Annotated in this window: 25 protein-coding genes and 1 pseudogene; 14 read left to right on the top strand and 12 right to left on the bottom strand. The window is 65.6% G+C overall.

The window, feature by feature from the left end; translation table 11 throughout:
- Nucleotides 1-100 precede the first annotated feature (100 nt).
- Both ACFLEY_RS36575 and ACFLEY_RS36580 read left to right on the top strand, forming a co-directional pair.
- Nucleotides 101-649, top strand: a complete 549-nt coding sequence (locus tag ACFLEY_RS36575) for a cupin domain-containing protein (RefSeq protein ID WP_011085008.1) — start codon at nt 101-103, stop codon at nt 647-649.
- Nucleotides 650-836: 187 nt separating this feature from the next.
- The gene (locus ACFLEY_RS36580) at nt 837-989 is read left to right on the top strand and encodes a hypothetical protein (RefSeq protein ID WP_171901232.1); all 153 of its coding nucleotides are present in this window, start codon (nt 837-839) and stop codon (nt 987-989) included.
- 78 nt (nt 990-1,067) lie between these two features.
- Here ACFLEY_RS36580 and ACFLEY_RS36585 read toward each other — a convergent pair whose 3' ends face one another.
- The 4 genes and pseudogenes from ACFLEY_RS36585 to ACFLEY_RS36600 form a co-directional block, all read right to left on the bottom strand.
- The gene (locus ACFLEY_RS36585; protein ID WP_396604993.1) at nt 1,068-1,934 is read right to left on the bottom strand and encodes a xanthine dehydrogenase family protein molybdopterin-binding subunit; all 867 of its coding nucleotides are present in this window, start codon (nt 1,932-1,934) and stop codon (nt 1,068-1,070) included.
- Between the two features lie 9 nt (nt 1,935-1,943).
- A pseudogene (locus ACFLEY_RS36590) lies at nt 1,944-3,061 on the bottom strand (xanthine dehydrogenase family protein molybdopterin-binding subunit); the annotation flags it as partial.
- Nucleotides 3,054-4,109, bottom strand: coding sequence for a xanthine dehydrogenase family protein subunit M (locus ACFLEY_RS36595; RefSeq protein WP_060910711.1), 1,056 nt, complete (start codon nt 4,107-4,109; stop codon nt 3,054-3,056). The gene ACFLEY_RS36595 and the pseudogene ACFLEY_RS36590, both read right to left, overlap by 8 nt.
- Nucleotides 4,106-4,603 (bottom strand): (2Fe-2S)-binding protein, encoded by a 498-nt coding sequence (locus tag ACFLEY_RS36600; RefSeq protein ID WP_011085005.1) that lies wholly within the window; start codon nt 4,601-4,603, stop codon nt 4,106-4,108. Before ACFLEY_RS36600 ends, ACFLEY_RS36595 begins: the two co-directional genes overlap by 4 nt.
- 240 nt (nt 4,604-4,843) lie before the next feature.
- Between ACFLEY_RS36600 and ACFLEY_RS36605 the strand changes: the two genes are divergently transcribed.
- Entirely contained in the window at nt 4,844-5,485 is a 642-nt protein-coding gene (locus tag ACFLEY_RS36605) for a TetR/AcrR family transcriptional regulator (RefSeq protein WP_396604994.1), read from the top strand.
- 66 nt (nt 5,486-5,551) lie between these two features.
- Nucleotides 5,552-5,959, top strand: a complete 408-nt coding sequence (locus ACFLEY_RS36610) for a DUF4864 domain-containing protein (RefSeq protein ID WP_060910710.1) — start codon at nt 5,552-5,554, stop codon at nt 5,957-5,959.
- Here ACFLEY_RS36610 and ACFLEY_RS36615 read toward each other — a convergent pair.
- The gene (locus ACFLEY_RS36615) at nt 5,956-7,230 is read right to left on the bottom strand and encodes an MFS transporter (protein WP_060910709.1); all 1,275 of its coding nucleotides are present in this window, start codon (nt 7,228-7,230) and stop codon (nt 5,956-5,958) included. The two genes, ACFLEY_RS36610 and ACFLEY_RS36615, sit on opposite strands and share 4 nt — an antisense overlap.
- Nucleotides 7,231-7,381: 151 nt before the next feature.
- Between ACFLEY_RS36615 and ACFLEY_RS36620 the strand changes: the two genes are divergently transcribed.
- From ACFLEY_RS36620 to ACFLEY_RS36655, 8 genes are all read left to right on the top strand, one after another.
- Nucleotides 7,382-7,825, top strand: coding sequence for a hypothetical protein (locus ACFLEY_RS36620; protein ID WP_028175171.1), 444 nt, complete (start codon nt 7,382-7,384; stop codon nt 7,823-7,825).
- 77 nt (nt 7,826-7,902) lie between these two features.
- Nucleotides 7,903-8,187 (top strand): hypothetical protein, encoded by a 285-nt coding sequence (locus ACFLEY_RS36625; RefSeq protein ID WP_060910708.1) that lies wholly within the window; start codon nt 7,903-7,905, stop codon nt 8,185-8,187.
- 9 nt (nt 8,188-8,196) lie between these two features.
- Complete coding sequence (locus ACFLEY_RS36630) at nt 8,197-9,621, top strand: TolC family protein (protein ID WP_060910707.1); 1,425 nt, start codon at nt 8,197-8,199, stop codon at nt 9,619-9,621.
- A gap of 13 nt (nt 9,622-9,634) precedes the next feature.
- Complete coding sequence (locus ACFLEY_RS36635; RefSeq protein WP_211433566.1) at nt 9,635-10,972, top strand: copper oxidase; 1,338 nt, start codon at nt 9,635-9,637, stop codon at nt 10,970-10,972.
- Between the two features lie 32 nt (nt 10,973-11,004).
- Nucleotides 11,005-11,457, top strand: a complete 453-nt coding sequence (locus ACFLEY_RS36640; protein ID WP_060912936.1) for a cupredoxin domain-containing protein — start codon at nt 11,005-11,007, stop codon at nt 11,455-11,457.
- Nucleotides 11,458-11,473: 16 nt separating this feature from the next.
- Entirely contained in the window at nt 11,474-11,776 is a 303-nt protein-coding gene (locus ACFLEY_RS36645) for a copper-binding protein (RefSeq protein ID WP_028175166.1), read from the top strand.
- Between the two features lie 329 nt (nt 11,777-12,105).
- Entirely contained in the window at nt 12,106-14,247 is a 2,142-nt protein-coding gene (gene flhA, locus ACFLEY_RS36650; protein ID WP_211433565.1) for a flagellar biosynthesis protein FlhA, read from the top strand.
- Nucleotides 14,248-14,541: 294 nt separating this feature from the next.
- Complete coding sequence (locus ACFLEY_RS36655) at nt 14,542-14,742, top strand: hypothetical protein (RefSeq protein WP_011084994.1); 201 nt, start codon at nt 14,542-14,544, stop codon at nt 14,740-14,742.
- A gap of 306 nt (nt 14,743-15,048) precedes the next feature.
- Here ACFLEY_RS36655 and ACFLEY_RS36660 read toward each other — a convergent pair whose 3' ends face one another.
- The 6 genes from ACFLEY_RS36660 to fliI all read right to left on the bottom strand — a co-directional run bounded on the left by ACFLEY_RS36660 (nt 15,049) and on the right by fliI (nt 21,420).
- Nucleotides 15,049-16,269 carry an NAD(P)/FAD-dependent oxidoreductase gene (locus tag ACFLEY_RS36660; protein ID WP_028175164.1) on the bottom strand — a complete coding sequence of 407 codons (1,221 nt, stop codon included), beginning with the start codon at nt 16,267-16,269 and terminating at the stop codon, nt 15,049-15,051.
- 116 nt (nt 16,270-16,385) lie between these two features.
- On the bottom strand, nt 16,386-17,345 hold the full coding sequence (locus ACFLEY_RS36665) for an AraC family transcriptional regulator (RefSeq protein ID WP_028175163.1): 960 nt from the start codon (nt 17,343-17,345) through the stop codon (nt 16,386-16,388).
- 351 nt (nt 17,346-17,696) lie between these two features.
- Nucleotides 17,697-18,788: an anti-sigma factor domain-containing protein gene (locus ACFLEY_RS36670; protein ID WP_060910704.1), complete on the bottom strand. Its 1,092-nt coding sequence runs from the start codon at nt 18,786-18,788 to the stop codon at nt 17,697-17,699.
- 37 nt (nt 18,789-18,825) lie between these two features.
- Complete coding sequence (locus ACFLEY_RS36675; protein ID WP_011084991.1) at nt 18,826-19,371, bottom strand: sigma-70 family RNA polymerase sigma factor; 546 nt, start codon at nt 19,369-19,371, stop codon at nt 18,826-18,828.
- Nucleotides 19,372-19,553: 182 nt separating this feature from the next.
- Entirely contained in the window at nt 19,554-19,973 is a 420-nt protein-coding gene (gene fliJ / locus ACFLEY_RS36680) for a flagellar export protein FliJ (RefSeq protein WP_011084990.1), read from the bottom strand.
- A gap of 121 nt (nt 19,974-20,094) precedes the next feature.
- On the bottom strand, nt 20,095-21,420 hold the full coding sequence (gene fliI / locus ACFLEY_RS36685; RefSeq protein ID WP_060910703.1) for a flagellar protein export ATPase FliI: 1,326 nt from the start codon (nt 21,418-21,420) through the stop codon (nt 20,095-20,097).
- Nucleotides 21,421-21,869: 449 nt separating this feature from the next.
- On the opposite strand from fliI, the gene ctrA reads away from it, so the two are divergent.
- Entirely contained in the window at nt 21,870-22,571 is a 702-nt protein-coding gene (gene ctrA, locus ACFLEY_RS36690; RefSeq protein WP_008138878.1) for a response regulator transcription factor CtrA, read from the top strand.
- A gap of 8 nt (nt 22,572-22,579) precedes the next feature.
- Here ctrA and ACFLEY_RS36695 read toward each other — a convergent pair whose 3' ends face one another.
- Nucleotides 22,580-22,864 (bottom strand): hypothetical protein, encoded by a 285-nt coding sequence (locus ACFLEY_RS36695; protein WP_060910702.1) that lies wholly within the window; start codon nt 22,862-22,864, stop codon nt 22,580-22,582.
- On the opposite strand from ACFLEY_RS36695, the gene ACFLEY_RS36700 reads away from it, so the two are divergent.
- Nucleotides 22,863-24,023: a glutathionylspermidine synthase family protein gene (locus tag ACFLEY_RS36700; RefSeq protein WP_038966501.1), complete on the top strand. Its 1,161-nt coding sequence runs from the start codon at nt 22,863-22,865 to the stop codon at nt 24,021-24,023. The genes ACFLEY_RS36695 and ACFLEY_RS36700 overlap by 2 nt on opposite strands.
- Nucleotides 24,024-24,078 lie beyond the last annotated feature (55 nt).

Raw genomic sequence — 24,078 nt, forward strand, 5'->3', positions numbered from 1 at the left:
GCAACAAGTCCTTTTCTGGTGACCTGCAAGTCATTGATTTCACTAGGGCCATTAGTCCATATTTGCGCGATCCGCAACACCTGCAACAGGGACCAGGGGCATGAGCGTCGACATCGGTGGACGGCTGCGATTCATCCGGGCGCGCCAGAAGCTGTCGCAGCGCGAGCTTGCCAAGCGCGCCGGCGTCACCAATTCGACGATTTCGCTGATCGAATCCAACCAGATGAACCCGTCGGTCGGCGCGCTCAAGCGCATCCTCGACGGCATCCCGATGGGGCTCGCCGAGTTCTTCGCACTGGAGCCGGAGAGCCGGCGCAAGATCTTCTATCGCGCCGAAGAGCTGACCGAGGTCGGCAAGAAGCCGATCTCGTATCGGCAAGTCGGCGACAATCTGTTCGGCCGCAGCTTGCAGATTTTGAAGGAGCGCTACGAGCCCGGCAGCGACACCGGGCGCGTGCATCTCGTTCATGACGGCGAGGAAGGCGGCATCGTGATTTCGGGCAAGCTCGAAGTCACCGTCGAGGACGAGCGCCGCATCCTCAATCCCGGCGATGCCTATTATTTCGAGAGCCGCCGCCCGCATCGCTTCCGCTGCGTCGGCGGCAAGCCGTGCGAAGTGATCTCGGCCTGCACGCCGCCGACGTTTTGACGCGGATCAAATTCCTCCGGGATCTTACGGAGCCACCGGTTTCCTACGGAGCTTGAGCCATCTCAATTTCCGCGAGCCGAACCTCTATATATTACGAACCGTAGCCGAGCAGCCTGGCGCAGAGGTGCTGAGGTTATGGCCCCGGACTCCTAGGCACTCCGGGGCCGCTTCGTAACAGGGCTCGCCGATGAAGATCACGCTCGCCAATGCAGAAGCCGCGCTCGACGAAGTTCGGCGCGATGCCGACAAGCTCCGCTCGCGCGAGCTGCGCGAGGCCATCGCCGCATACATCGAGACGCAGAGAGAGGCGATCAAGGCCCTCCGGCGGAAGATGAACTGACGCTTCGACGCGGGGCGAGAGCCGCGCGGCGATCTCCGCCCGGCTCTCGTTGACATCGCCGCAGCGCTCAAGACTGCGTCAGCAATTCCTCGATCCGGATCGGGAAGCGGCGCCGCCGAACAGCTGGCTCTTCACCAGATGCGGATTGACGATGCGCCCCGCGGCGAAGGCGCCGACCATGCGCGTGACGCGGACCTGGCCGAGTTCGGGATCGACCTTCACCTCCGCGAGCACCGCGCCATGGGCGTGCATGGCATACTCCTCCATCGCCGCAGGATTTGGCGCGCCGGTGCCACGCGCCTCGACGTCCGCGACGCCGGCACGCGCGAGGATCTCGGCGTAGCTCTCGCCGCGATTCCCGTCGTCACGCCGGAACAGCTTTCCGTCGCGCGCGACCACGCCGGCATTGCCTGCTCCGAACAGCGGCGAGCGCTCGTCGCCGGTGGCAAGAGCGGCGAGCTTTGCAATCACGGCCGCGCCGGCGCTGTGGATCGCGGCGCCCGCGGTCGCCGTGTGCGCCGAGCCGCCGGCAATGCCGGCGTCGGGTAGGTCGGACGTTCCGGCCTTGAACGTGACGCGATCGATATCGAGGCCGAGACCGGCGGCTGCGATCTGGGCGAGTGCCGTCCAGGCGCCCTGCCCCATGTCATGCGCGCCGATCTCCATTGCACCGGTGCCGTCGCGGCGGATCGCGGCACGCGCTTCCGCCTGGAACATCAGCGCCGGGAAGGTCGCGGTGCCCATGCCCCAGCCGACCAGAAGACCGGCATCGTCGCGCATCTGCCGCGGCTGGAGCGAGCGCTTGGCCCAGCCGAAGCGCGCGGCGCCCTGCTCGTAGCAGGCACGCAGCGCCTTGGATGAGAAGGGCTTTCCCGTGATCGGCTCGACCTCGGCGTAGTTCTTCAGACGGAAGGCGAGCGGATCGATGCCGCAGGCCCAGGCCATCTCGTCGATCGCACTCTCGAGCGCAATCGAACCGGTCGCCTCGCCCGGCGCGCGCATGAACAGCGGCGTACCGGTGTTGACACGCACGGCATCGTGCGAGGTGCGGATCGCAGGCGCCGCATAGAGCGTGTGCGAGGCATCGGCGGCGGGCTCGTAGAAATCGTCGAACGTGCTCGACACGGTTCTCGCATGGTGATCGAGCGCAGTCAGGCGCCCCTCGCCGTCGGCGCCGATGCGCAGCCGCTGGCGGGTCGGTGCGCGATGGCCGACCGGGCCGTACATCTGCTCACGGCGCAGCACGAGCTTCACCGGCCGGCCGACGAGCTTGCAGCCATGATGCCGAGGGTCGGCGGGCCGGACATCAGCCCCTTGGAGCCGAAACCGCCACCGAGGAACGGACTGCGGATGTGGATCTTGTCAGGCGCAATGCCGAACAGCTCGGCGATGCGCCCGAGCGAGAGCATCAGGCCCTGGGTCGGCATGTCGACCGACAGATTGTCCCCGTCCCAGCTGGCCACGATCGCATGCGGCTCCATGGCATTGTGATATTGCGGCGGCGTCTCGTAGACCGCATCGATCTGCTTCTCGGCCGAGGCAAGGCCCGCCTCGACATCGCCGCGGTGGCTTTCCGTGGGATTGCCGACGCCGACGACCGGCGGCACGTAGCTCTCGCCGGCATCGAGGCCGACGAGCGCAGGCAGCGCCTCATAGCGCGGCGCCAGCAGCACCGCGCCTTCCGTTGCCGCTTCCAGCGTCTCGGCGATCACGACGGCGATCGGCTGGTTGGCGTAGCGGACCTCGTCGCTCTGCAGCACCTCCATCCGGAACACGAACGGGTTGGTCTTGATCTCGGGGTCGATCGCGAGTGGCGGCTTGTGGTCTGGTGTCATGACGTCGACGACGCCGGGATGGCGCTTGGCAGCAGAGACATCGAGCGAGACCACGCGGCCGCGCGCAATGCTCGAGACCGCCATCACCGCAAACAGCATCCCGGGCGGATGATTGTCGGCCGCATAAGTCGCCTGCCCCTTGACCTTGATGAGGCCGTCGCGCCGGGTCAGAGGCTGGCCGATGCTCGAGCCATGGCGCAGATTGGCGGGAGCGCTGGTGAGATTGAGCTCAGGCATGGATGGCTCCGGAGGTCGAGGCAAAGGGAGAGGCCGGCAGCGCCGGCAGGCGCGCCGGCGTACCGGCGGCGGCGAGAGTCAACGCGCGCACGACGATGCGGCGGGCGAGCTCGATCTTGAAGGCGTTGTCGCCGGACGGCTTTGCGTCGGTGAGCGCGCGCCAGGCGGCTTCCTGGAAGGCGTCGGCCGTGGGCGCGACACCCTTGAGCACGTCTTCCGCTGCGCGGGCACGCCAGGGCTTTGCGGCAACGCCGCCGAGCGCGAGCCGCGCCTCCCTGATCTGGCCGTTTTCGATCTGCAACGCAGCGGCGGCCGAGACGACGGCAAAGGCGTAAGATGTGCGCTCACGAACCTTGAGGTAGCGCGCATGCGCCGCAAAGCCGCGCGCCGCAGCCGGCAGGCGCACCGCGACAATCAGGTCGCCGGGTTCGAGCGCGGCCTCGCGCTGAGGCGTATCGGCGGGCAGGCGATGCAGTTCGTCCAGTGCGATCTCGCGACGCCCGCTCCTGCCCTCGATCTCGACGATGGCGTCAAGTGCAACCAGGGGCACGCAGAAGTCCGAGGGATGCGTGGCGATGCAGCTCTCGCTCCAGCCGAGCACGGCATGGGTGCGGTTCTCGCCGTCGCGGGCGTCGCAGCCACTGCCCGCCTCGCGCTTGTTGCAGCGGCTGGCGGTGTCATAGAAATATGCGCAGCGCGTCCGTTGCAGCAGATTGCCGCCGACGGTCGCGGCGTTGCGCAATTGCGCCGAAGCCCCGGAGAGTAGCGCTTCGGCGACGGCCGGATAGGCCTTTGCAAAATCCGGGTCATGCGCAAGATCGGCGTTGCTCACCAGCGCGCCGATACGCAGCGACCCATCGGCGAGATGCTCGATTGCGTCGAGCCCTTCGAGATGCGTGACATCGACCAGGCGATCCGGACGGCTCACGCCGCCCTTCATCAGATCGAGCAGATTGGTGCCGGCGGCGAGATAGACAGCGCCCGGCTGGCCGGCGGCGGCAACGGCTTCAGTAACCGTGGCCGGCCTGACATAATCGAACGGTTTCATGCGGAGCGCCTCTGATTGGATTCGTCCATGCGTTCTTGCGCCTCGCGCACGGCATCGACGATGCCGGCATAGGCGCCGCAGCGGCAGAGATTGCCGCTCATGCATTCGCGGATGCGTTCGGGATCGTCGCCGGCCTGGGCCTCGCGCATCATGCCGATCGCGCTCATGATCTGGCCGGGCGTGCAAAAGCCGCACTGAAATCCGTCATGGGCAATGAAGGCGGCCTGCACGGGGTGAAGCTGGTCGCCGCGCGCAACGCCCTCGATGGTGAGGATGTCGGCGCCGTCATGGCTGACGGCGAGCGCGAGGCAGGAATTGATACGCTTGCCGTCGACGAGAATAGTGCAGGCGCCGCACTGGCCGCGGTCGCATCCCTTCTTGGTTCCGGTCAGATGGAGGCGCTCACGCAGGAGATCGAGCAGCGTGACGCGCGGATCGTCAAGGACGAAGTCGCGCCGCGCACCGTTCACGGTGAGGCTGATGGAGTGGTTCATACAAGGCTCCGATCAGATATGGACATGAGTGATCGCGCGGCGCGCCACCGCCGTGGCCGCCGTCGATTCCAGCGTTGACCGGGCGAAGCCGGGCAACATCCCAACGAAGATACGGAGGCACCCTCCGCTTAACAAGGGCCGCCGAAAAATATTTGGAATTCGTCAAAAGCCCATGCGCAGACAACGCGATGCAGCTAGCCAAGGGTTCAATCTAACCAATTCGTGATCTACATTGCCGGCATGGACGACCACACCGACCAGACCCGAAAGCCCCGCGCCGATGCCGTGCGCAATCGCGAGCGCGTGCTCGAGGCGGCCAAGGCCGTGTTCAACGCGGGCGGTCCGGAGGCGAGCCTGGAGGCCGTGGCGAAACGCGCCGGCGTCGGCATCGGCACGCTCTACCGGCATTTCCCGACGCGCGAGGATCTGTTCGAGGCGGTATACCGGCGCGAAGTCGAGCAGCTCAGCGAGCTTGCCGAGCAGTTGAAGAATGCGAAGGACTCGGTCGACGCGCTGCGCCGCTGGCTACGTTCCGGGGTCGAATTCGTGGCCACGAAAAAAGGCATGTCGGCGGCGCTGGCGCTGACGTTCCAGAGCTCGTCGGAACTTTCGGCCTTCTCGATGGACCGGCTGACCAAGGCGATCGGCTCGCTGCTCGACCGCGCCGTCGCGGCCGGCGAGATGCGTGCCGATGTCAGCCCGGAAGACCTGCTCAGGGCTCTGATCGGCATGTGCTACATGCACGACCAGCCCGGCTGGCAATCCTCGGTGCTGCGCATGCTCGACGTGTTCGTCGACGGGCTGCGCGTGCAGCCCGGCGCGAAGGCCAAGGCGCGCTCCGCCGCCAAGCCCGCGACGCCGGCGCCGAAGCGGAAGCGATAGCGCGTCCCGCGTTCTGCAAAATCGTGCTAGGATCAAGGCCGCCGGGATATCAACGCGGAGCCTGTCGTGCGCGTCGCAGCCTTGCTTTTCCTTCTCGCTGTTGTCCTCAGCCCGCTCTGCGCACTGGCCGACGACGTCGCCGCGGCACAGGGCATCATCCGCGCCCAGGAGCAGGCGTTCGTCCGCGACGATGCCACGGCCGCCTATTCCTATGCCGCACCGGCAATCAAGGAGATCTTTCCGGCGCCCGACATCTTCATGTCCATGGTGCAAAACGGCTACGCACCGGTCTACCGCCACAAGAGTTTCGAGTTCGGCGAAAGCAAGACCGAAGGCAACTGGATCGCCCAGCGCGTCCACATCGTCGACGCCAATGGCGAGGCCTGGGAGGCGCTCTACACGCTCGAGCAGCAGGCCGATGGCAGTTACAAGATCACCGGCTGCTCGTTGCTGAAGACGGGACAGGCGGTTTAGGTCGCGAAACCCGGTCTTGCCTTGACCGAATTCATCCGCGAGCGGATCAGCAAGGTCAGGACGATGCCTATATTCAGCGCGTTCCAGGCCACGCCGTTTGCGAACGCCGCGGCATACGAGCCGGTGGCATCGAAGATGACGCCCGACACCCAGCCGCCGAACGACATGCCGAATACCGAGGCGAAGATCACGATGCCGACGCGGGTCGCCGCCTCGCCGGCCGGCATCGCCTCGCGCACGATGATGGCGTAGCTCGGCACGATGCCGCCCTGGAACAGTCCGAACATCGCGGAGATCAGGTAGAGCGAGGCGAGGCTGTCGAAGAACAGGTAGAACACCAGCGCAAAGCCCTGTGCCAGCGACCCGATCAGCAGCGTGCGGACGCCGCCGATCTTGTCGGCGAGAAAGCCCGAGCCGATCCGGCTGACGATGCCGCAGGCCATCATCAAGGACAGCATCTCGGCGCCCCTCGCCACGCCATAACCGAGATCGCCACAATAGGCGACGATATGCACCTGCGGCATCGCCATGGCGACGCAGCAGGAGATGCTGGCGATCGAGAGCAGCACCGTCAGCGTATTGGTCGAGAGCTTGAGATCGACCCGCGGCGGCGGTGCATTGGCATGATCGCGAACCTTGTTGCCGCCCATCTGCGCGCGTAGGACCAGCACCAGGATCGTCATCAAGCCCACGCAGACGAGACCGATGCCGATATGGGTCATGCGCCAGCCGATCGTCTGCAGGCCCCAATTCACCAGCGGCGGCCACATTGTGCCGGCGACGTAATTGCCGCTCGCGACGATGGTCACGGCCAGCCCGCGATAGCGCTCGAACCAGTGCGAAGCCTCCGCCATCAGCGGCGCGAAGGTCGCCGAGGTGCCGAGCCCGATCAGGAAATACGCCGCCACGAACTGCCAGAGTTGACCAGACAGGCCCGCGAGCACATTGGCGACGCCGAGGAAGGCGATGCTGATCGCCATCGCCGGCACGATGCCGAATCGGTCGGTGATCTTGCCGGCGATCACGCCGCCAAGCCCGAAGCCGAACATCATGAGGGTGAAGGCCAGCGACACCGCGCCGCGCGTGGCGGCGAATTCGGCCTGGACCGCGGGAATCATGACCACGATCGCCCACATGCCGACGCCTCCGATCGATCCGATCAGAAGCGCAATGACAAGCCGCACCCAGGCCTGACGGGAATCAGGGCTGAATGAGTCTAATGAGTCTGATGTTTGTCCGGGATGATTTGGGGCGTGCACGGGCCGAACCATGGCCCGCGGATCGGAACACGGTCAAGCTTCGTGGCGTGATATTGGGCATGCGCGGTGCACTGCGGTAAGAAGATGCTTGGCGGATGCGCGTTTTGCCATTAGTTTGCAATCTGCGTGTGCAAGACTGCCGCGCGAGGAGCCTATCGGCGGAATGCTGTTGCGATTGACACGATCGATGCGGATCAGGGTGGGGCGGATCATCGCCCTCGCCTATCTGTTCTGCGTGCTCGCGCCGGCCGCAAGCCTTGCCTGGGGCAATGGTCCGGCGCCGTGCCTCGACGACGCGCTCCTCGCCGACCCCGTGCCGGTGCATCATCAGATGCCAGCCGGCCACATGCACGACGGCGCCTCGCATGACCACGCCGGACCGCATGCGCATCCCCAGACCGCGGCGCAGGACGCGCCTGCACCGCATCATCATGACGGCAAGGGAACAGTCGGCCCGTGCTGCGCGATGATGTGCGTGAGTGCGCTGCCGGCCGATCTGCCCGTCGTCGCCAAGCCGCTTCAGCCCATCTCCGCCTGCGCGCCCGAGATCGTGGCCAGCCTGCGTAGCGAGGCGCCGCCCCTGCTCTACCGTCCCCCCATCGCCTGATCTGACACGATGACGTCAGGGCCAGCGCGCGTCTGCGCGCGCGGGCCTGTGGTCTCACGACAGTTCAGGGATGAATCATGCTTACCCTTTCCGGGGCGAAGTCCGGCGCCGCATCCGCGGTGCGTGGACGACTCTTTCTAATTGGCTGGCCGCTGCTGGCCGTGATTGCGTTCGCGCTGTCCGGCTGCATGCCGGCCACCACGCAAGTGGCCGACGCCGATCCTGCCGATCCCTCGGCAAAGGTCGCCCGCGCCAGTTATCGGTCGACCGTCGCGCCCTATACCAGCCTGCGGCCTGCGACGCCGGCGCCGTGGCGCGACCGCAACGACGCCGTCGCGCCGCAGCCCAAGCAGGACAGGTAGGCGCGCGCCATGGCACACCATCTTGCGCGCGGCCTGCTCATGCTCACCGCGTTCGGACTCTCCGGCTGCATGGCGTTCTCGCCGGACGGCGGCATGACGACGGTCTCGGACCTCGCCAGCCAGACCATCAACAAGGACGTCGCCTTCGTCCGATCGGCAGAAGGCGCCGAGGCTGTCAACGCGACCGTCCACCGGTTGCTGGCGCGCACGCTGACCGCCGAGACCGCCGTGCAGATCGCGCTGCTCAACAACAAGGGGCTGCAAGCCGCTTACAACGAGCTGGCGCTGGCCGAAACCGAGCTGGTGGAGCAAAGCCTGCCGCCCAATCCCGTGTTCTCGATCTCGCGGATATCGGGCAATGGCGCGAACGAGATCGAGCGCCAGGTGGTCGGTGACATCCTCGCGCTGGCGACCCTGCCGTTCCGCTCCGACATCGCGCGCGACCGCTTCCGCCAGGCCCAATTGCGCGCGGCACTGGCGACGTTACGGCTCGCGGCCGACGTGCGCCGCGCCTATGTCCGCGCGGTCACCTGCAACGAGCTGGCGGTGCTGCTGACGGACGCGAAAGCGACGGCGGAATCGACGGCCCAACTCGCCGTAAAGCTCGGCGAAACCGGCTCGATCAACAAGCTCGACCAGGCCCGCGAACAGGTGTTCTACGCCGAGACCACCGCCGACCTCGCGACCGCGCGGCAGGCCGCGACGAGCACGCGCGAAAGGCTCGCGCGCCTGATGGGACTGTGGGACGACGGCCTCGATTTCCGTCTGCCCAACCAGTTGCCGCCGCTACCGCGCCGGCCGCAGGCACTGCCTTCGATCGAGGCCGACGCGGTCGCCCATCGCATCGACTTGCAGATCGCGCGGCTCGAGCTGACGGCGCTGGCCAAATCGCTCAATCTCACCGAGGCGACGCGCTTCGTGACGCTGCTCGATCTCGCCGGCATCTCGCGCCGCACCCAGGATCCGGTAGGGGCGCCGTTCCGCGAACGCGGTTTTGACGTGCAGTTCCAGATCCCGATCTTCGACGGCGGTGAGGTGCGCGTGCGACAAGCGGCGGAGACCTACAATCTCGCCTTCAATCGCCTGACCGAGCGTGCCGTGAACGTTCGCTCCGAGGCGCGCGATGCCTACCGGACCTACCGGTCCACCTACGATATCGCCAGTCATTACCAGCGCGAGATCATCCCCCTGCGCAAAATCATCACCGAGGAGATGCAGCTCCGCTTCTCCAGCATGCAGGTCGACATTTTTGCGTTGCTCACCGAGGCGCGGCAGCGCCTGGCGTCGCTGCGCGGCGCCATCGATGCCAGGCAAAGATTCTTCCTCGCCCAGTCCGACTTGCAGACCGCCGTCAATGGCGGTGGCGCGCCTGCTTCCGGCGGCGACACGTCAACCACCATCGCCGCGGCAGCGTCTGCCGACGGCGACCACTGATATGGAGGCCAGCATGTATTCCCGCCGAGGATTCTTGGGCACTGCCGCGCTTGCCAGCGCGTCGGCCATCAGCGGCCGCGTCCAGGCTGCGTCGATTCCGGAAGCACCTCACATGGACAAAGTGGTGATGCAGCCGCCGCTGCATCCGATCAGCGGCCCGGACTATCGCCCCGTGGTCACGCTGAACGGCTGGTCGCTGCCGTTCCGCATGAACGGTGACTGGAAGGAATTCCACCTCGTCGCCGAACCCGTGGTGCGCGAGTTCGCCGAAGGCATGAAGGTGAACCTGTGGGGCTATAACGGCCAGTCGCCGGGCCCGACCATCGAGGCCGTCGAGGGCGACAAGGTCCGCATCTTCGTCACCAACAAATTGCCTGAATACACCACCGTTCACTGGCACGGCATGATCGTGCCGAGCGGCATGGACGGCGTCGGCGGGCTGAATCAGCCGCACATCGATCCGGGCAAGACCTTCGTCTACGAGTTCGAGATGAAGAAGAGCGGGACCTTCATGTACCACCCGCATTCCGACGAGATGGTGCAGATGGCTATGGGCATGATGGGCATGGTCGTCGTGCATCCGCGCGACCCGAATTTTCGGCCCGTCGACCGCGACTATGTCTTCGTGATGAGTACCTATCGCGTCGATCCCGGCAGCTACCTGCCGCGGGTCAACGAGATGACCGACTTCAACATGTGGACCTGGAATTCGCGGGTGTTTCCGGGGATCGATCCACTGCCGGTACGGCTCGGCGACAAGGTGCGCGTGCGCATCGGCAATCTCAGCATGACCAACCATCCGATCCATCTGCACGGCCACAGCTTCGCGGTGACCTGCACCGACGGCGGCTGGATTCCGGAGAGCGCGCAGATTCCCGAGACGACCACCGACGTCCCCGTCGGCGCTGTGCGGGTGTTCGACGTGCTCGCCGACAATCCCGGCGACTGGGCGTTCCACTGCCACAAGTCGCATCACACCATGAACGCAATGGGACACGAGGTGCGCACCCTCATTGGCGTGTCGCGCAAGGATCTCGCCAAGGCCGTCGGCAAGCTCGCGCCCGACAGCATGGCGATGGGCTCGACCGGCATGGCGATGGGCAACATGGAGATGCCCGCACCCGACAACACGCTGCCGATGATGACCGGCACCGGCCAGTTCGGCCCGATCGAGATGGGCGGCATGTTCACGGTGATGAAGATCCGCGAGGACCTCGCGCGCGACGATTACGGCGATCCCGGCCCGTACAAATTCCCGCAAGGCACCGTCGCCTACGAAGTGACGCCGCCGGCCACGGAACCGGCGCGGCAGCAAGGCGGCACGCCGCCGATGAAGAACATGAAGATGTGAGCGTTTCGATGAACCACCAACTGGAGAACAAGATGAAGACGATCAAACTCGCCCTCGCGCTGGCTGCGCTTTCGATCGCGCCGGCCATTGCTCATGACCAGCACGGTCATGAGACCTTTTCGGCCGGCGAGCCCGGCGATCCCAAGAAGCCGGCACGTACCGTCGAGATCGCGATGAGCGAGATGTCCTACGAGCCGTCGAACATCACGGTCGAACGCGGCGAACAGATCCGCTTCGTGCTGCGCAATAGCGGCAAGGAAGACCACGAATTCCTGCTCGCCACCATCAAGGAGAACCTCGAGCACGCCGAGGTGATGAAGAAACATCCGCACATGGAGCACGACGACCCGAACGGGGTCCGGCTCGCCCCGAGCAAGACCGCCGAGATCCTCTGGAAGTTCAGCAAGGCCGGCACGTTCGAATTTTCCTGCCTGATCCCGGACCATCGCGACTACGGCATGGTCGGCCACGTCACCGTCAAGTGAAGCAATGGAGAGAGCCATGAAATCGATCACCCGCATCGCCGCCGCGCTCGCGCTGACGCTCGGCCTGACCTTCGGTGCCGCCGCGGCGCCAGGCGCCTCGATCAGCGGCGAGGTCAAGAAGATCGACGAGAGCGCCGGCAAGATCACGCTCAAGCACGGGCCGGCCAAGAGCCTCGGCATGGATGAACCCATGACCATGGTCTACCGCGTCAAGGACCCCGCTTTGCTCAAGCAGGTGAAGGTCGGCGACAAGGTCACCTTCGAAGCCGAGGAGGCGGCTTCGGGCTACACGGTGACGAAGATGGAGAAGGCGAAGTAGCTTTGCCCCCTACCCCGTCATTCCGGGATGGTCCGCAGGACCAGACCCGGAATCTCGAGATTCCGGGTTCGGTGCTTCGCACCGCCCCGGAATGACGACCCGGAAGGCCGAAACACCCCGGTCTGACCTCCTGCCGCCCCCTCGTTAACCCTTTGCTAACCATACACCCGGCAAGAATTGCCGGGTGTAGTCGAGTGTCGTCAGCCGCGTAAAACGGGAGGTCCCCCGTGGACGCCAGTGCGGTGCCTCACTTTCGGAACGGCGGCCCTTCGGCCGCCGCGCAGACGTTTGGGGCGCGCGGCCGGCAGTCGCGCGGGGAGGCAGCTACCATGGTCGACGTCACCGCGGGACAGGGCGTAGGGAGCACAAACGCCGCCGTCCCCACCCTCACCGAGATCGTCAACATCCTCAAGCGCGGCGACATCGCGCTGGCGCTCGGCATCCTCACCATCCTGGTGGTCTTGATCCTGCCGCTGCCCGCGATCGTGCTGGACCTGTTCCTGGCGATCTCGATCACGCTCTCGATCCTGATCCTGATGACGTCGCTGTTCATCCAGGCGCCGCTGGAATTCTCCGCCTTCCCGACCATCCTGCTGATTTCGACCATGCTGCGGCTGTCGCTCAACATGGCCTCGACCCGCCTGATCCTGTCGCACGGGCACGAGGGCACGGATGCCGCCGGTCACGTCATCGAAGCCTTCGGCAGCTTCGTGATGGGCGGCAATTTCGTCATCGGCATCATCGTCTTCGCCATCCTGATCATCGTCAACTTCGTCGTCATCACCAAGGGTTCGGGCCGCATCGCCGAAGTCGCCGCGCGCTTCCACCTCGACGCCATGCCCGGCAAGCAGATGGCGATCGACGCCGATCTCTCCGCCGGCCTGATCGACGAGAAGGTCGCCAAGGAGCGCCGCAAGGCGCTGGAGGACGAGAGCGGCTTCTTCGGCGCCATGGACGGTGCCTCGAAATTCGTCCGCGGCGACGCCATCGCCGGCCTTCTGATCGTCTTCATCAACGTCGTCGGCGGCATGATCATCGGCGTGGCGCAGCAGGGCCTGTCCTTCGCCGACGCCGGGCGCAGCTACACGCTGCTGACCGTCGGTGACGGCCTCGTCACCCAGGTGCCGGCGCTGATCGTCTCGACCGCGGCCGGCCTGCTGGTCTCCAAGGCCGGCGTCTCCGGCGCCGCCGACAAGGCGCTGATGAAGCAGTTCTCCGGCTATCCGCAGGCGCTGGCGATGTCCTCGGCCGTCATGCTGGTGCTGGCGGCGCTGCCGGGCATTCCGACCATTCCCTTCCTCGCGCTCGGCGCCGGCGCCGGTGCGCTGGCCTGGACCGCGCGCAACCGCAACCGCGCAACCGCCAAGGCTGACGAAATTGCCAAGGCCGCGCCCGCGGCCGGCATGCCCGGTGCGCCGGGCACCGCTGCGACCGAAGAGCCGATCTCGGCGGCGCTCAAGATCGACGACCTCAAGATCGAGTTCGGCTATGCGCTGCTGCCGCTCGTCAACGGCCCCGACGGCACCGACCGCCTCACCGAGCAGATCAAGGCGCTGCGCCGCTCGCTCGCGATCGAGATGGGCTTTGTGATGCCGGCGGTGCGTATCCTCGACAACGTCCAGCTCGAAGCCAACACCTACATCATCAAGATCAAGGAGGTCGACGCCGGCACCGGCAAGATCTGGCCGAACCAGTTCATGGTCATGGACCCCGGCGGCAGCCAGGTTCAGGTGCCCGGCATCCACACCACCGAGCCGACCTTCGGCCTGCCCGCGACCTGGGTCGATGCCAGCCTCAAGGAAGAGGCTTCGCTCAAGGGCTACACCGTGGTCGACGCCGCGACCGTGCTCTCGACCCACCTCACCGAGCTGCTCAAGGCCAACATGTCGGACCTGCTCTCCTATGGCGAGGTGCAGAAGCTGCTCAAGGAGCTGCCGAAGGAGCAGAGCGAGCTGGTCAAGGACATCGTCCCCGGACAGGTCACGGTCTCCGGAATCCAGCGCGTGCTGCAACTGCTGCTCGCCGAGCGCATCTCGATCCGCGATCTCTCCACCATCCTCGAGGGGATCGCCGACTCGCTCGCCTTCTCGCGCAATCCCACCACCATGGTCGAGCACGTCCGTGCCCGCCTGGCGCGGCAGATCTGCGCGCAGAACACCTCCTACAACGGCTATCTGCCGCTGATCGCGCTGTCGGCGCGCTGGGAGCAGGCCTTCGCCGAATCCATCATCGGCCAGGGCGAAGAGCGCAGCCTCGCGATGCAGCCCTCGAAACTGTCGGAGTTCATGACCGCCGTACGCGAGGCCTTCGAGCGCGCCGCGCGCGAAGGCGAGGCGCCGGTGCTGGTCACCTCTGCGGCAATTCGTCCCTTCGTCCGCTCTCTCGTCGAGCGGTTCCGCGCTCAGACGACCGTGCTGTCGCAGGCTGAAATCCACCCCAGGGCGAGGTTGAAAACGGTCGGAAGCATCTGATTTGCCTTAAGAAGCCGTGTGTTTTTCGGCCACAGGCAAATGGTTTTTGAGTTCCTGGCGCCTTGTCGACCCGATGCGGAAAAGGCGCCTGACAAGCACATTACGACATTGAAATAATTACGAAATTATACGATGAAGGATCGTTTTTGATCGCGATCTTTCACGTCCTGTCACGCTCTTGTGATCGCCCCTTGGGAACGAATCCCCCCAATACTAGGTTGTTGGGCACCGGAAGCATGAACCTGCCCGAACAGGGTAGCGACTACTTCGGGTAGATGGCGGCAGGAGCCTTCCATGAACCACTCGATTTACAGCGCAGATCGCTCGACCCACCTGAAGATCGTGGTCGTAGCCCTCGTCGCAGGGATCGCGGTGGCAGGCTTCGGCATCACGGCACGCACTGGTTCGGACGAAGGTCTGACCCAGACGGCCCGCGTCATCAAGGCCGGCAAGCCGGTTGTTATCACCAGTTCGAACGCATCCCTCGTTCGCTAAGGAGATCTGACGAGTTTTTTGAATTCACGCGGCTCTTTACCAGCCCCCCAAAGTCGCCACGTGGATATGTAGACGACCCCAACCCCAAGTCGACTACAGAAAGCGCCCGCCCCCCACGGGCGCTTTCTCACGTCTGGGGTGATGTTTTTCACTGCGGATGTCACGCGGGATGCCGCCAAGACCACCGCTGTCATTCCCCGCGAAGGCGGGGAATCCAGTACGCCGCGGCTTCTCCGTATCCCCCTGCAGTCTCTGGAATACTGGATCGTCCGCCTTCGCGGACGATGACACCGGATATGTGGGACACTACCGCGCCCCATAGGTCGGCGGCGGCGTCTGCACGGTTGGAGCTGCGGCAGCGAACAGCTCGTCCTTGCTCCCGTTGAGCGGCGGATAGATGCGCTTGCGGTTGATGGTCTGCTTCGTCGCCTTCGCGGCCGCGCCGGTGGTGCGGACCTCGCGATCCCACCCCTCCGTATAGAGCGCGCCCCAACTGCCAAGATCGAGCACGGTGACGTACCAGTCGATCCGCAGCGGCAGCATCGGCAGGCCCAGGAGATCGGCCACGACATTGTGGCCGGCGAAGCGGCCCATGGGGCGGGCGAACTGGCAGGACATCACGGTGGGATGCAGTCCGTCGACCACGCTGGAGGCGACGTCGCCGGCCGCGAACACGCCAGGCAGATCGGCAACCCGCATGAACGGATCGACCAGAAGGCGCCCGAGGCGATCGCGCGCGCCTGGAAGGCTCGCGGCCAGCCGGCTCGCACGTAGCCCGGCGCACCAGATCACCGTCTGGGCCGGGATGAACTCGCCCGAGCTCAAGTGAACGCCGGCCGCCTCGACCGATGCGACACGCGCGCCAAGGCGTGTCTCGATGTCGAGCGCCGACAACGCCGTCTCGATGACGGGACGCGCGTGCGCGCCGATGGTAGCGCCGACCGTCGGATTCGGATCGACCAGGATGATGCGGCGGCTGCCGGTGATCCCGGCACGCGCCAGCCGGTCCGGCATCTCGGCCGCGACCTCGATGCCGGTAAAGCCGGCGCCGACCACCACGACCGTCGAACGCCCCGGCGACGGCACGCTGCGCCCGAGCGAGACGAGATGATCCTCGAGGCGCAGGGCCGCAATGTAGGTGTCGACGTCGAAGGCGTGGTCGGCAAGGCCCGGAATGTCGGGACGCGTCACCTCGCTGCCGAGCGCGAGCACAAGCCGGTCGTAGCCCAAGGTCTCCTCGCCGTCGCTCGTGACCAGCGAGATCTCGCGCCGTGCCGGATCGATGGCTTCGACCTCGCCGAGGCCGTGAGTGACGCCGATCGGATCGAGCAATTGCCCAAGCGGAAGCGCGACCTCGCTGAGGTCCACCTCGTAATTGCGCACCCGGATGTTGTGGTAGGGATTGCGGTCGACGACACGGATCTCGATGTCGCGGCCGGCAGCGCCGATCTCGTCGCGCTTGCGCGCAGCTCCGATGGCCGCCCACAGGCCTGCAAACCCGGCGCCGAGCACGACAATACGCGTCATGTCCGCCTACTGCGTTATCCCGAAGAATCGAGCGGTCTGCCCCGCGCAGGCAGATATAGCTCAATAGCCCCTGCCGACCAACTGCTGCGGCGCGCGCCGCTGCACAAGATCTCGGCTCACGCCTCGCGCAGTTCCGACGGCGTCGCGCCAAAGCGCTTGCGGAAGGCGCGGTTGAAATAGGACAGGTCGGAGAAGCCCGAGGAGTGCGCGATGTCGCTGATCTTGCGCGTTCTCGCGCGGGGATCGCCGAGCAGCTTGCGCGCCAGCAACAGGCGCTGCTCCAGCACGAATTCGGTGAAGGTCGTGCCGGCCTGCTCGAACAGGCGCTGCGCCTGGCGCGGGCTCAGGCCCGAGCGCGTCGCAACTTCCGCCAGGCAGAGATCGTTGCGGCCAAGCGCGGCCATCACGTCGGCGCGCATGAGATCGAGACGGGCCGCCGCCTGCCCACGGCCGCGCATAAGGCTTGCGTGCTCGGCATCGGTCCCGAGCAGGAGGCCGACGAGATCGACCATGTGCTGCGCGGTCAGGCGCTGGCCGACGGCGTCTAGATGCGGGCCGTGATTGGCGGCGAGCGCGTGGTAGCGGAAGATGGTTTCGGCGACCGCACCGTCGGCAAGCACTTGCGACAGCTTCTCCTCGGCGCGCGGATTGATGTCGAGCAGCGCGCGGCGCGGCATGCGGATGGTGGTGAAGCGATCCTCGTCGGTATGGCCGACGGTGCCGGTGATGCCCATGTCGACGAGCACCATCTGCGCGGGCGCAAGCTCCACGGTGTGGCCGTTCTGCCCGACGCGGACGAGGCCCGCATGGGCCGCGATCAGGACGAGATCGTCGCTGCCGTCGGCAAGGTGGCTCTGAGTGCGCGTATATTGCGCGGAGGCGCCTTCGGGAATGGCCAGCGCGATATTGTCGACCACGCTGATCTGGAGCCGGCAATCGATGCTGTCGCCATGGCTCGGCCCGATGTCGAGGCCGCAGGCCCCGAAGGCCCGATCGCGCCATTGTTCGAAGGCCGGACCAATCGGCAGGCCCGCATATTGGTGAACAAAGATGCCCGGCGTTTTCGCTGCATCCATTTGATTTCTCGCCCCTCTCCGGCACCATGATCGGCATGCGCCGCCTGAATTCCGGGGATTTGACGCCGCGAATTGCGGAGAGGTTCAAAGCGGGGCTGGATTTGGCCGGGGTTGTCGGAATGCGACAGCGGGGTGGACCGGGGCGACATGCGTCGATCAGGCGCTGCCGCGACGATGGCGACGCGCCCAATGCCTCTAAGCGTCGTCCTGAACCAGCGAGCGGAGCGAGCACCGATCCAGGACCCATTACCACAGGATTGTGCGGTTGCTCGCCCGTGTGGCCACAGCTCACTCTTGCAACAAGCTCTTGGGGTAATGGGTCCTGGCTTCCGCCAGGACGACGATAAAAATCTACTTCTTCGCGGGCGCCTGCGGCTGAGACGGCGGCACGGTCTCGATCAGCCTGCCGGTAAATACCGGCGCCGAGGTCGGCTGGCCGTTGGGCGAGCCGCCGGCCCGCTCGACGGTGACGGCGTAGGTCGCGCCGTTGACGACGTCGGCATCGTAGGAGGCGAGCAGCGGACGCGCGGTGAATTCGCCGCCGCCGATCACGCCGAGCGAGCGCGGGCGCGGCAGCTTGTCGGAGATCAGCCAGAGCTCGAAGCTCTTGCCGGGCTCCGGCGTCGCGCCGACCTTGCGCACGGTGAAATTCCGTGTCGCGCCGTCGATGGTGAGGATGAAGGCCGGGCCGCCGGCCTGGCCCTGCAACAGCGCGACATATTGCGCGGACGCCGCGAGCGGCGCCGGTGTCTTCACCTCGACCGTCTGGATGCGCGGTGCGGGACGCAAGCCGCCCGGCAGCGCATCGGGCAGGAAGATCTGAAGCGACAGCGTCACCAGCAACGCTGCCGCGAGCGCGCCGACGGCGGATGCGATCGTGCGCCAGCGCTTCACGCGGCGCTCGAGCCGGATCACATTGGTGTTGTCCCCGACGGGCGCCGGCGGCGCGCGCGCGACGTCCGGATCGGGCGCATGGACCTGCGGCATGAAGATCGGCGCAACGTCGGGAAGCGCATCGGACGGCGGTCGCGCGGTTTCGGATTGCGCGGCTTCGGGCTGAGCTGCTTCGGTCTGCGCTGCTTCGGGAGGCTGCGGCTCCGGTTGCTCCGTGCGGTCCGATGACGTTTCCGGCGTGACGGCTTCGAACGAGGACGACGCCGGTACAGGTGGCGGCGGCGGCGAGGCTTCGGACAGCGCCGGGGGCTCCTGCGCGAAAGCCGTCCGCGCGAGCTCGGACCTGATGTTCTCCCACACGATCGGACGCGGCTCGATCGTGCCGACCATCTGGTTGAGGACGCCGAGCCGGTAGGCCCAGGCCTGCACGACATCGGCGAACGCCTTGTCCACCGCCATCATGGTCTCGACCTGCGCGCGCTCATCGGCGTCGAGCGTACCGAGCGCATACTCCGCGGCGAGCGCGATATGGTCCTCCGTGTAGGCCATCACTTGCAGTCCAGAACCACCCTCACAGCATAAACCCTCATAAACCGAGGCACTCGCGGATATCCAACATGCTGCGCCGCAGCCACGTCTTCACCGTATTGACGGGCGCGGCGAATTTCTCCGCCAATTGCTCGCGGCTCCAGCCGTTGTAATAGGCGAGAAGCACGAGCCTCTGACGGTCCGGCTCGAGCCGGCCGATACATTCCAGGAGCCGCTTCAGCTCCTCGGTCATCTCCCGGCGCGCCAGAGGATCGGGACTGTCGGCCGCAACCTCCATCGCCTGAGGCTCTTCCTCGATGGAGACTTCCGACTTCTTGCGCACGATATCGATCGCACGGTTGCGCGCGATCGACGCCATCCACGTGATCGGCGAGGACAGAGCCGGATTGAACTGGCCGGCGCTGTTCCAGATCTTGACGTAGGTCTCCTGAATGACCTCCTCTGCGAGATCCTGCCGACGCAAGATACGGAGCACGACGCCATAGAGTTTCGCGCGCGTGGCGACGTAAAGGCGCTCGAACGCGGCCTGATCGCCCTTCGCCACCGCCTCAATCAGCCCGACCAGCTCTGCTGGCGTCAGCATTCAGCCCCCCAACGCGTAGGCTCAGGCGCGTTCCGCGCAGGCCCCCGGCACTGCACCACCATAGCGCGCGGCCAAGCCGACCACCAAGGGGCGTGGCGCCACGCTGTGGACAGCGCATACGAAAACCCGGACCTTGCGGGTCCGGGTTTCGCGAATTTTCGGCGGTTCTTGCTGCTAGCGCCTCAGGCGACAGCGCCGATGCGAGCCCGCATCAGGCCGATGCTGTCGAGGTCGGCCTGCTCGCGGGCGTTTTCCTCGGCGCGTTCGCGGGCCTGGTCGCGCTCGTCGAGGAGCTCGACCTTCTTCAGCTCCTCGAAGGCCTCGGCCAGTGCGGCCTTGGCTTCGTCGAGCTGGCCCTTGAGCTCGTCGGCCGATCGGGTCAGGTTCTCGCGGCGCTGGATCGCGGCCTTGGCATAGGTCGGATAGGCGAAGTGCGAGGGATCGTTGATCCCGGCACGCTCCTGCTCGGTCTGGATCTCGCGTTCGAGATCGACCGACATCCGCTGGAAGTCGGCGATCATGGTCTCGATCTGGGTGACCCGGCGGCGCTTCTCGTCGACCTGAAACTTCTTCAGGCGAATGAGGGTATCACGTGACTTCATCGACTCGTACTCCCCAGAAGTCCCCTGGCTGCACGTGGGACAACACCGGTCTCCCCACAGGCCCAATTGGGGCCAAGACCGGCTCTGCTACTCTGTAGGATCGGATGATGACCTGACAAAGTTAGCGTTCCGTTTCCAAATTACCGAGGATTTGCGCCAACTGGCGGTAACCGTCCGCCAATGAGGCATTTTCGTCCTTGCGCTGGCGCAGGAAGGCTTCCAGGGGTTCGTGCAGCCGGATCGCCTCGTCGACCTCGGGGCTGGAGCCGGCCCGGTAGGCGCCAAGCCGGATCAATTCCTCCATGTCGGCATAGGTCGCCATCACTTGGCGCGCCTTCTGGATGGTCGGCCAGAACTCCGGATCGGCCGATTTCGGCATGGTGCGGGAGACGGATTTGAGGATGTTGATGGCGGGGTAGCGGCCGCGCTCGGCGATCGAGCGCTGCATCACGATGTGGCCGTCGAGGATGCCGCGGACGGCGTCGGCGATCGGCTCGTTGTGGTCGTCGCCGTCGACCAGCACCGTGAAGATCGCGGTGATCGCGCCCTCCCCCAGGCCCGGTCCGGCACGCTCCAACAGCTTCGGCAACTCGGTGAACACGGTCGGCGTATAGCCCTTGGCGGTCGGCGGCTCGCCAGCGGACAGGCCGATCTCGCGCTGGGCCATGGCAAAGCGCGTCACCGAGTCCATCAGGCAGAGGACGTCCTTGTCCTCGTCGCGAAAATATTCGGCGACCGCGAGCGTCAGATAGGCGGCCTGGCGGCGCATCAGCGCCGGTTCGTCGGAGGTCGCCACCACGACGACGGAGCGCGCCAGGCCCTCCTCGCCGAGATCATCCTGCAAGAACTCCTGAACCTCGCGGCCGCGCTCGCCGATCAGCCCGATGACGCTGACGGCGGCGTCCACGTTGCGTGCCAGCATCGAGAGCAGCACCGATTTGCCGACGCCGGAGCCCGCGAAGATGCCCATGCGCTGGCCGCGGCAGCAGGTGAGGAACGTGTTCATCGCGCGCACGCCGAGATCGAGCGGGCTACCTACGCGCTTGCGCGAATGCGCCGGCGGCGGCGTATTGCGGAACGGCATCGGCGAGGACCCCTGCGGCAACGGCCCCTTGCCGTCGATGGGCTCGCCCAGCGCATTGACGACGCGGCCGAGCCAGGCCGCCGAGGGCCGCACCTGATTGGCGGCATTGGCGATGACCGCCTTGCAGCCGCGGCGCACGCCGTCGAGACCGGCGAACGGCATCACGACAGCATTGTTGCCGGAGAAGCCGATCACCTCGCAGGGGATGGAACGGTTGGCGCCGGTTTCGATCACCAGCCGCGCGCCGACCGACATCGCATGGATCGGGCCGGCCACCTCGACCATCAGGCCGCGCACACCGACCACACGGCCATAGATATTGACGCCGTCGATGTCGCCGATCTGTTCGGCCAGAGCCTTCATCGGTGGGCCTTCATAAGCGGCGCGCCTTCATAGGAGGGGCCTTCATAAGGTGGTCGTCGTCGTGATCCCCGGGCCTTCACGGGGAAACTCTTAAGTTTCGCCATATTTCTGAACGGCGCTTAACTTCGTGTTTACCCGCATCGTTAATCATTGCGTCACTGTCTTTGTGACTGAGCGTGGCTCCCCTTCAGAAGAAGGCTGAGTCGCGGGAGTCGGTTAGGCCCGTCTCTTAAAGTGGAACTTGAACGGAGTCGGATAACGAAAGCTGCTTCCTGCGCAAGACCTTAGGGCGATTCGACAAAAATTGCACCGGGGGGACTTGCGTTCCAGAATCAGGATTTGTTAACCATCTGTTGTCAGGATCCGAATCAGTTGTTCAAAGGCGTTTTGTTGAGTGCCGCGAATGCGGCCGACCTGACGCCCAGGAGCGGCGACTATGGGGAACTGGCATGCGCGTTTTGCTGATTGAAGATGACAGCGCCGTCGCGCAGTCGATCGAGCTGATGCTGAAGTCTGAGAGCTTCAACGTCTACACGACCGATTTGGGGGAAGAAGGCGTCGATCTCGGTAAATTATACGATTACGACATTATCCTTCTCGACCTCAACCTGCCTGACATGTCCGGCTATGACGTGCTCAAGCAACTCCGGGTCTCCAAGATCAAGACCCCGATTCTGATCCTCTCCGGCCTCGCCGGCATCGAGGACAAGGTCAAGGGTCTCGGCGTCGGCGCCGACGACTACATGACCAAGCCCTTCCACAAGGACGAGCTGGTGGCCCGCATCCACGCGATCGTGCGCCGCTCCAAGGGACATGCCCAGTCGGTCATCCAGACCGGCGACCTCGTCGTCAACCTCGACACCAAGACGGTCGAAGTCGGCGGCCAGCGCGTGCATCTGACCGGCAAGGAATACCAGATGCTGGAGCTCCTCTCGCTCCGCAAGGGCACGACCCTCACCAAGGAAATGTTCCTCAACCACCTCTATGGCGGCATGGACGAGCCCGAGCTGAAGATCATCGACGTCTTCATCTGCAAGCTCCGCAAGAAGCTCGCCAACGCCTCCGAAGGCCGCAACTTCATCGAGACCGTGTGGGGCCGCGGCTACGTGCTGCGCGAGCCGCACGAGCACGAAGAGCGCATTCCCGCCTGATCCTGGGTTTACGTCGCGAGCCGCAGGGCTCGCTCCTCCCAGCCTGGACCCCGCCGCGAGCCCTCTCCTCCCAGGACGGATCCGGCGGTGCAGACGAGCACCGCGTGCAGCAGCAGAAGCAGCTCTTCAGGCGGCAGCGGCGGCTCGGGCTCATCGTCGCGCTCGAGCTTCTTCAGCAGCGATTCCTCCAGCCATTCTTCGTCGAGCACGTCATCCGACTCGGGCCACAGCAGCGTGAGCCGCGGCGGCTTCGGCTCGTTTGGCCATGGCTTCTCCGGCGGTGGCTGATCCATGCGACGCATCATCTGTCTCGAGCGCGACGACTGGCGACAAACCGCAGCGCAATGCGGCTTCGTCTTTCACACCATCGACGGCGAACGCTATTGGGACGAGCGCGCCTATTACGCCTTCACGCTCGACGAGATCGAGCGCGGCATCGAGACGCCAACCGGCGAGATCGACGCGATGTGCCTCGAGCTTGCCGGTCGCATCATCGGCGACGAGCGCCATCTGCAGCGCTTGAAGATTCCGGAGGCATTCTGGAGCCTGATCGCCGAGAGCTGGGAGCGGGACGACCGCAGCCTCTACGGCCGGCTCGACCTGAAGTTCGACGGCAAGGGGCCGGCAAAGCTGCTCGAATACAACGCGGATACGCCGACCTCGATCTTCGAGGCCGCCGTCTTCCAATGGACCTGGCTCGAACAAGCGATCGAACGCCGTATCATCCCGGTGCGCGCCGACCAGTTCAACTCCATCCACGAGCGGCTGATCGAAGCCTGGAAAGAGATTGGTGCAGGCCGCCATGTCCATCTCACCGGCACCACCGGCAATGAGGAGGACGCCGGCACGCTGGCCTATCTCGAAGACACCGCGCGCCAGGCGGGGCTTTCGACCACGCTGCTCGACATTGAAGCGATCGGCTGGCGTGACGAGGCTGGCGGCTTCGTCGATCTCGACGATCGCGACATCGCACTCGCCTTCAAGCTCTATCCCTGGGAATGGATGTTTCACGACGCCTTCGGCGCAAAGCTCGAGGGCGCGCCGACGCGCTGGATCGAGCCGCCGTGGAAGGCGGTGCTCTCCAACAAGGGCATCCTGCCGCTGCTCTGGGAGATGTTTCCGAACCATCCCAACCTGCTGCCGGCCTTCTTCGAGGACGATGTGCGGGCAGCAGAGCTCGGCAGCTCCTATGTGCGCAAGCCGCTGCTGTCGCGCGAAGGCGCCAATGTCACGCTGGTGTCCGGCGGAACGCCGCTCGACGAGCACGCAGGTCCTTATGGTGCAGAAGGCTTCGTGCGGCAGGCGCTCTCGCCACTGCCGAACTTCTCGGGCTTCTATCCGGTGATCGGAAGCTGGCTGGTGAACCACGAACCCTGCGGCCTGTCGATCCGCGAAGACGAGAGTCCGATCACCGGCAACGGCTCGCGTTTTCTTCCGCATGCGATCTTGTGAAATGCGCTCGCGACGCCGTCGGCAAGGGCACGCGAGCGCGAAGGTCCTGGTGTCG

Origin of the sequence: Bradyrhizobium sp. YCK136 (genome assembly GCF_044570075.1) — a bacterium.
GTDB classification, from domain to species: domain Bacteria; phylum Pseudomonadota; class Alphaproteobacteria; order Rhizobiales; family Xanthobacteraceae; genus Bradyrhizobium; species Bradyrhizobium diazoefficiens.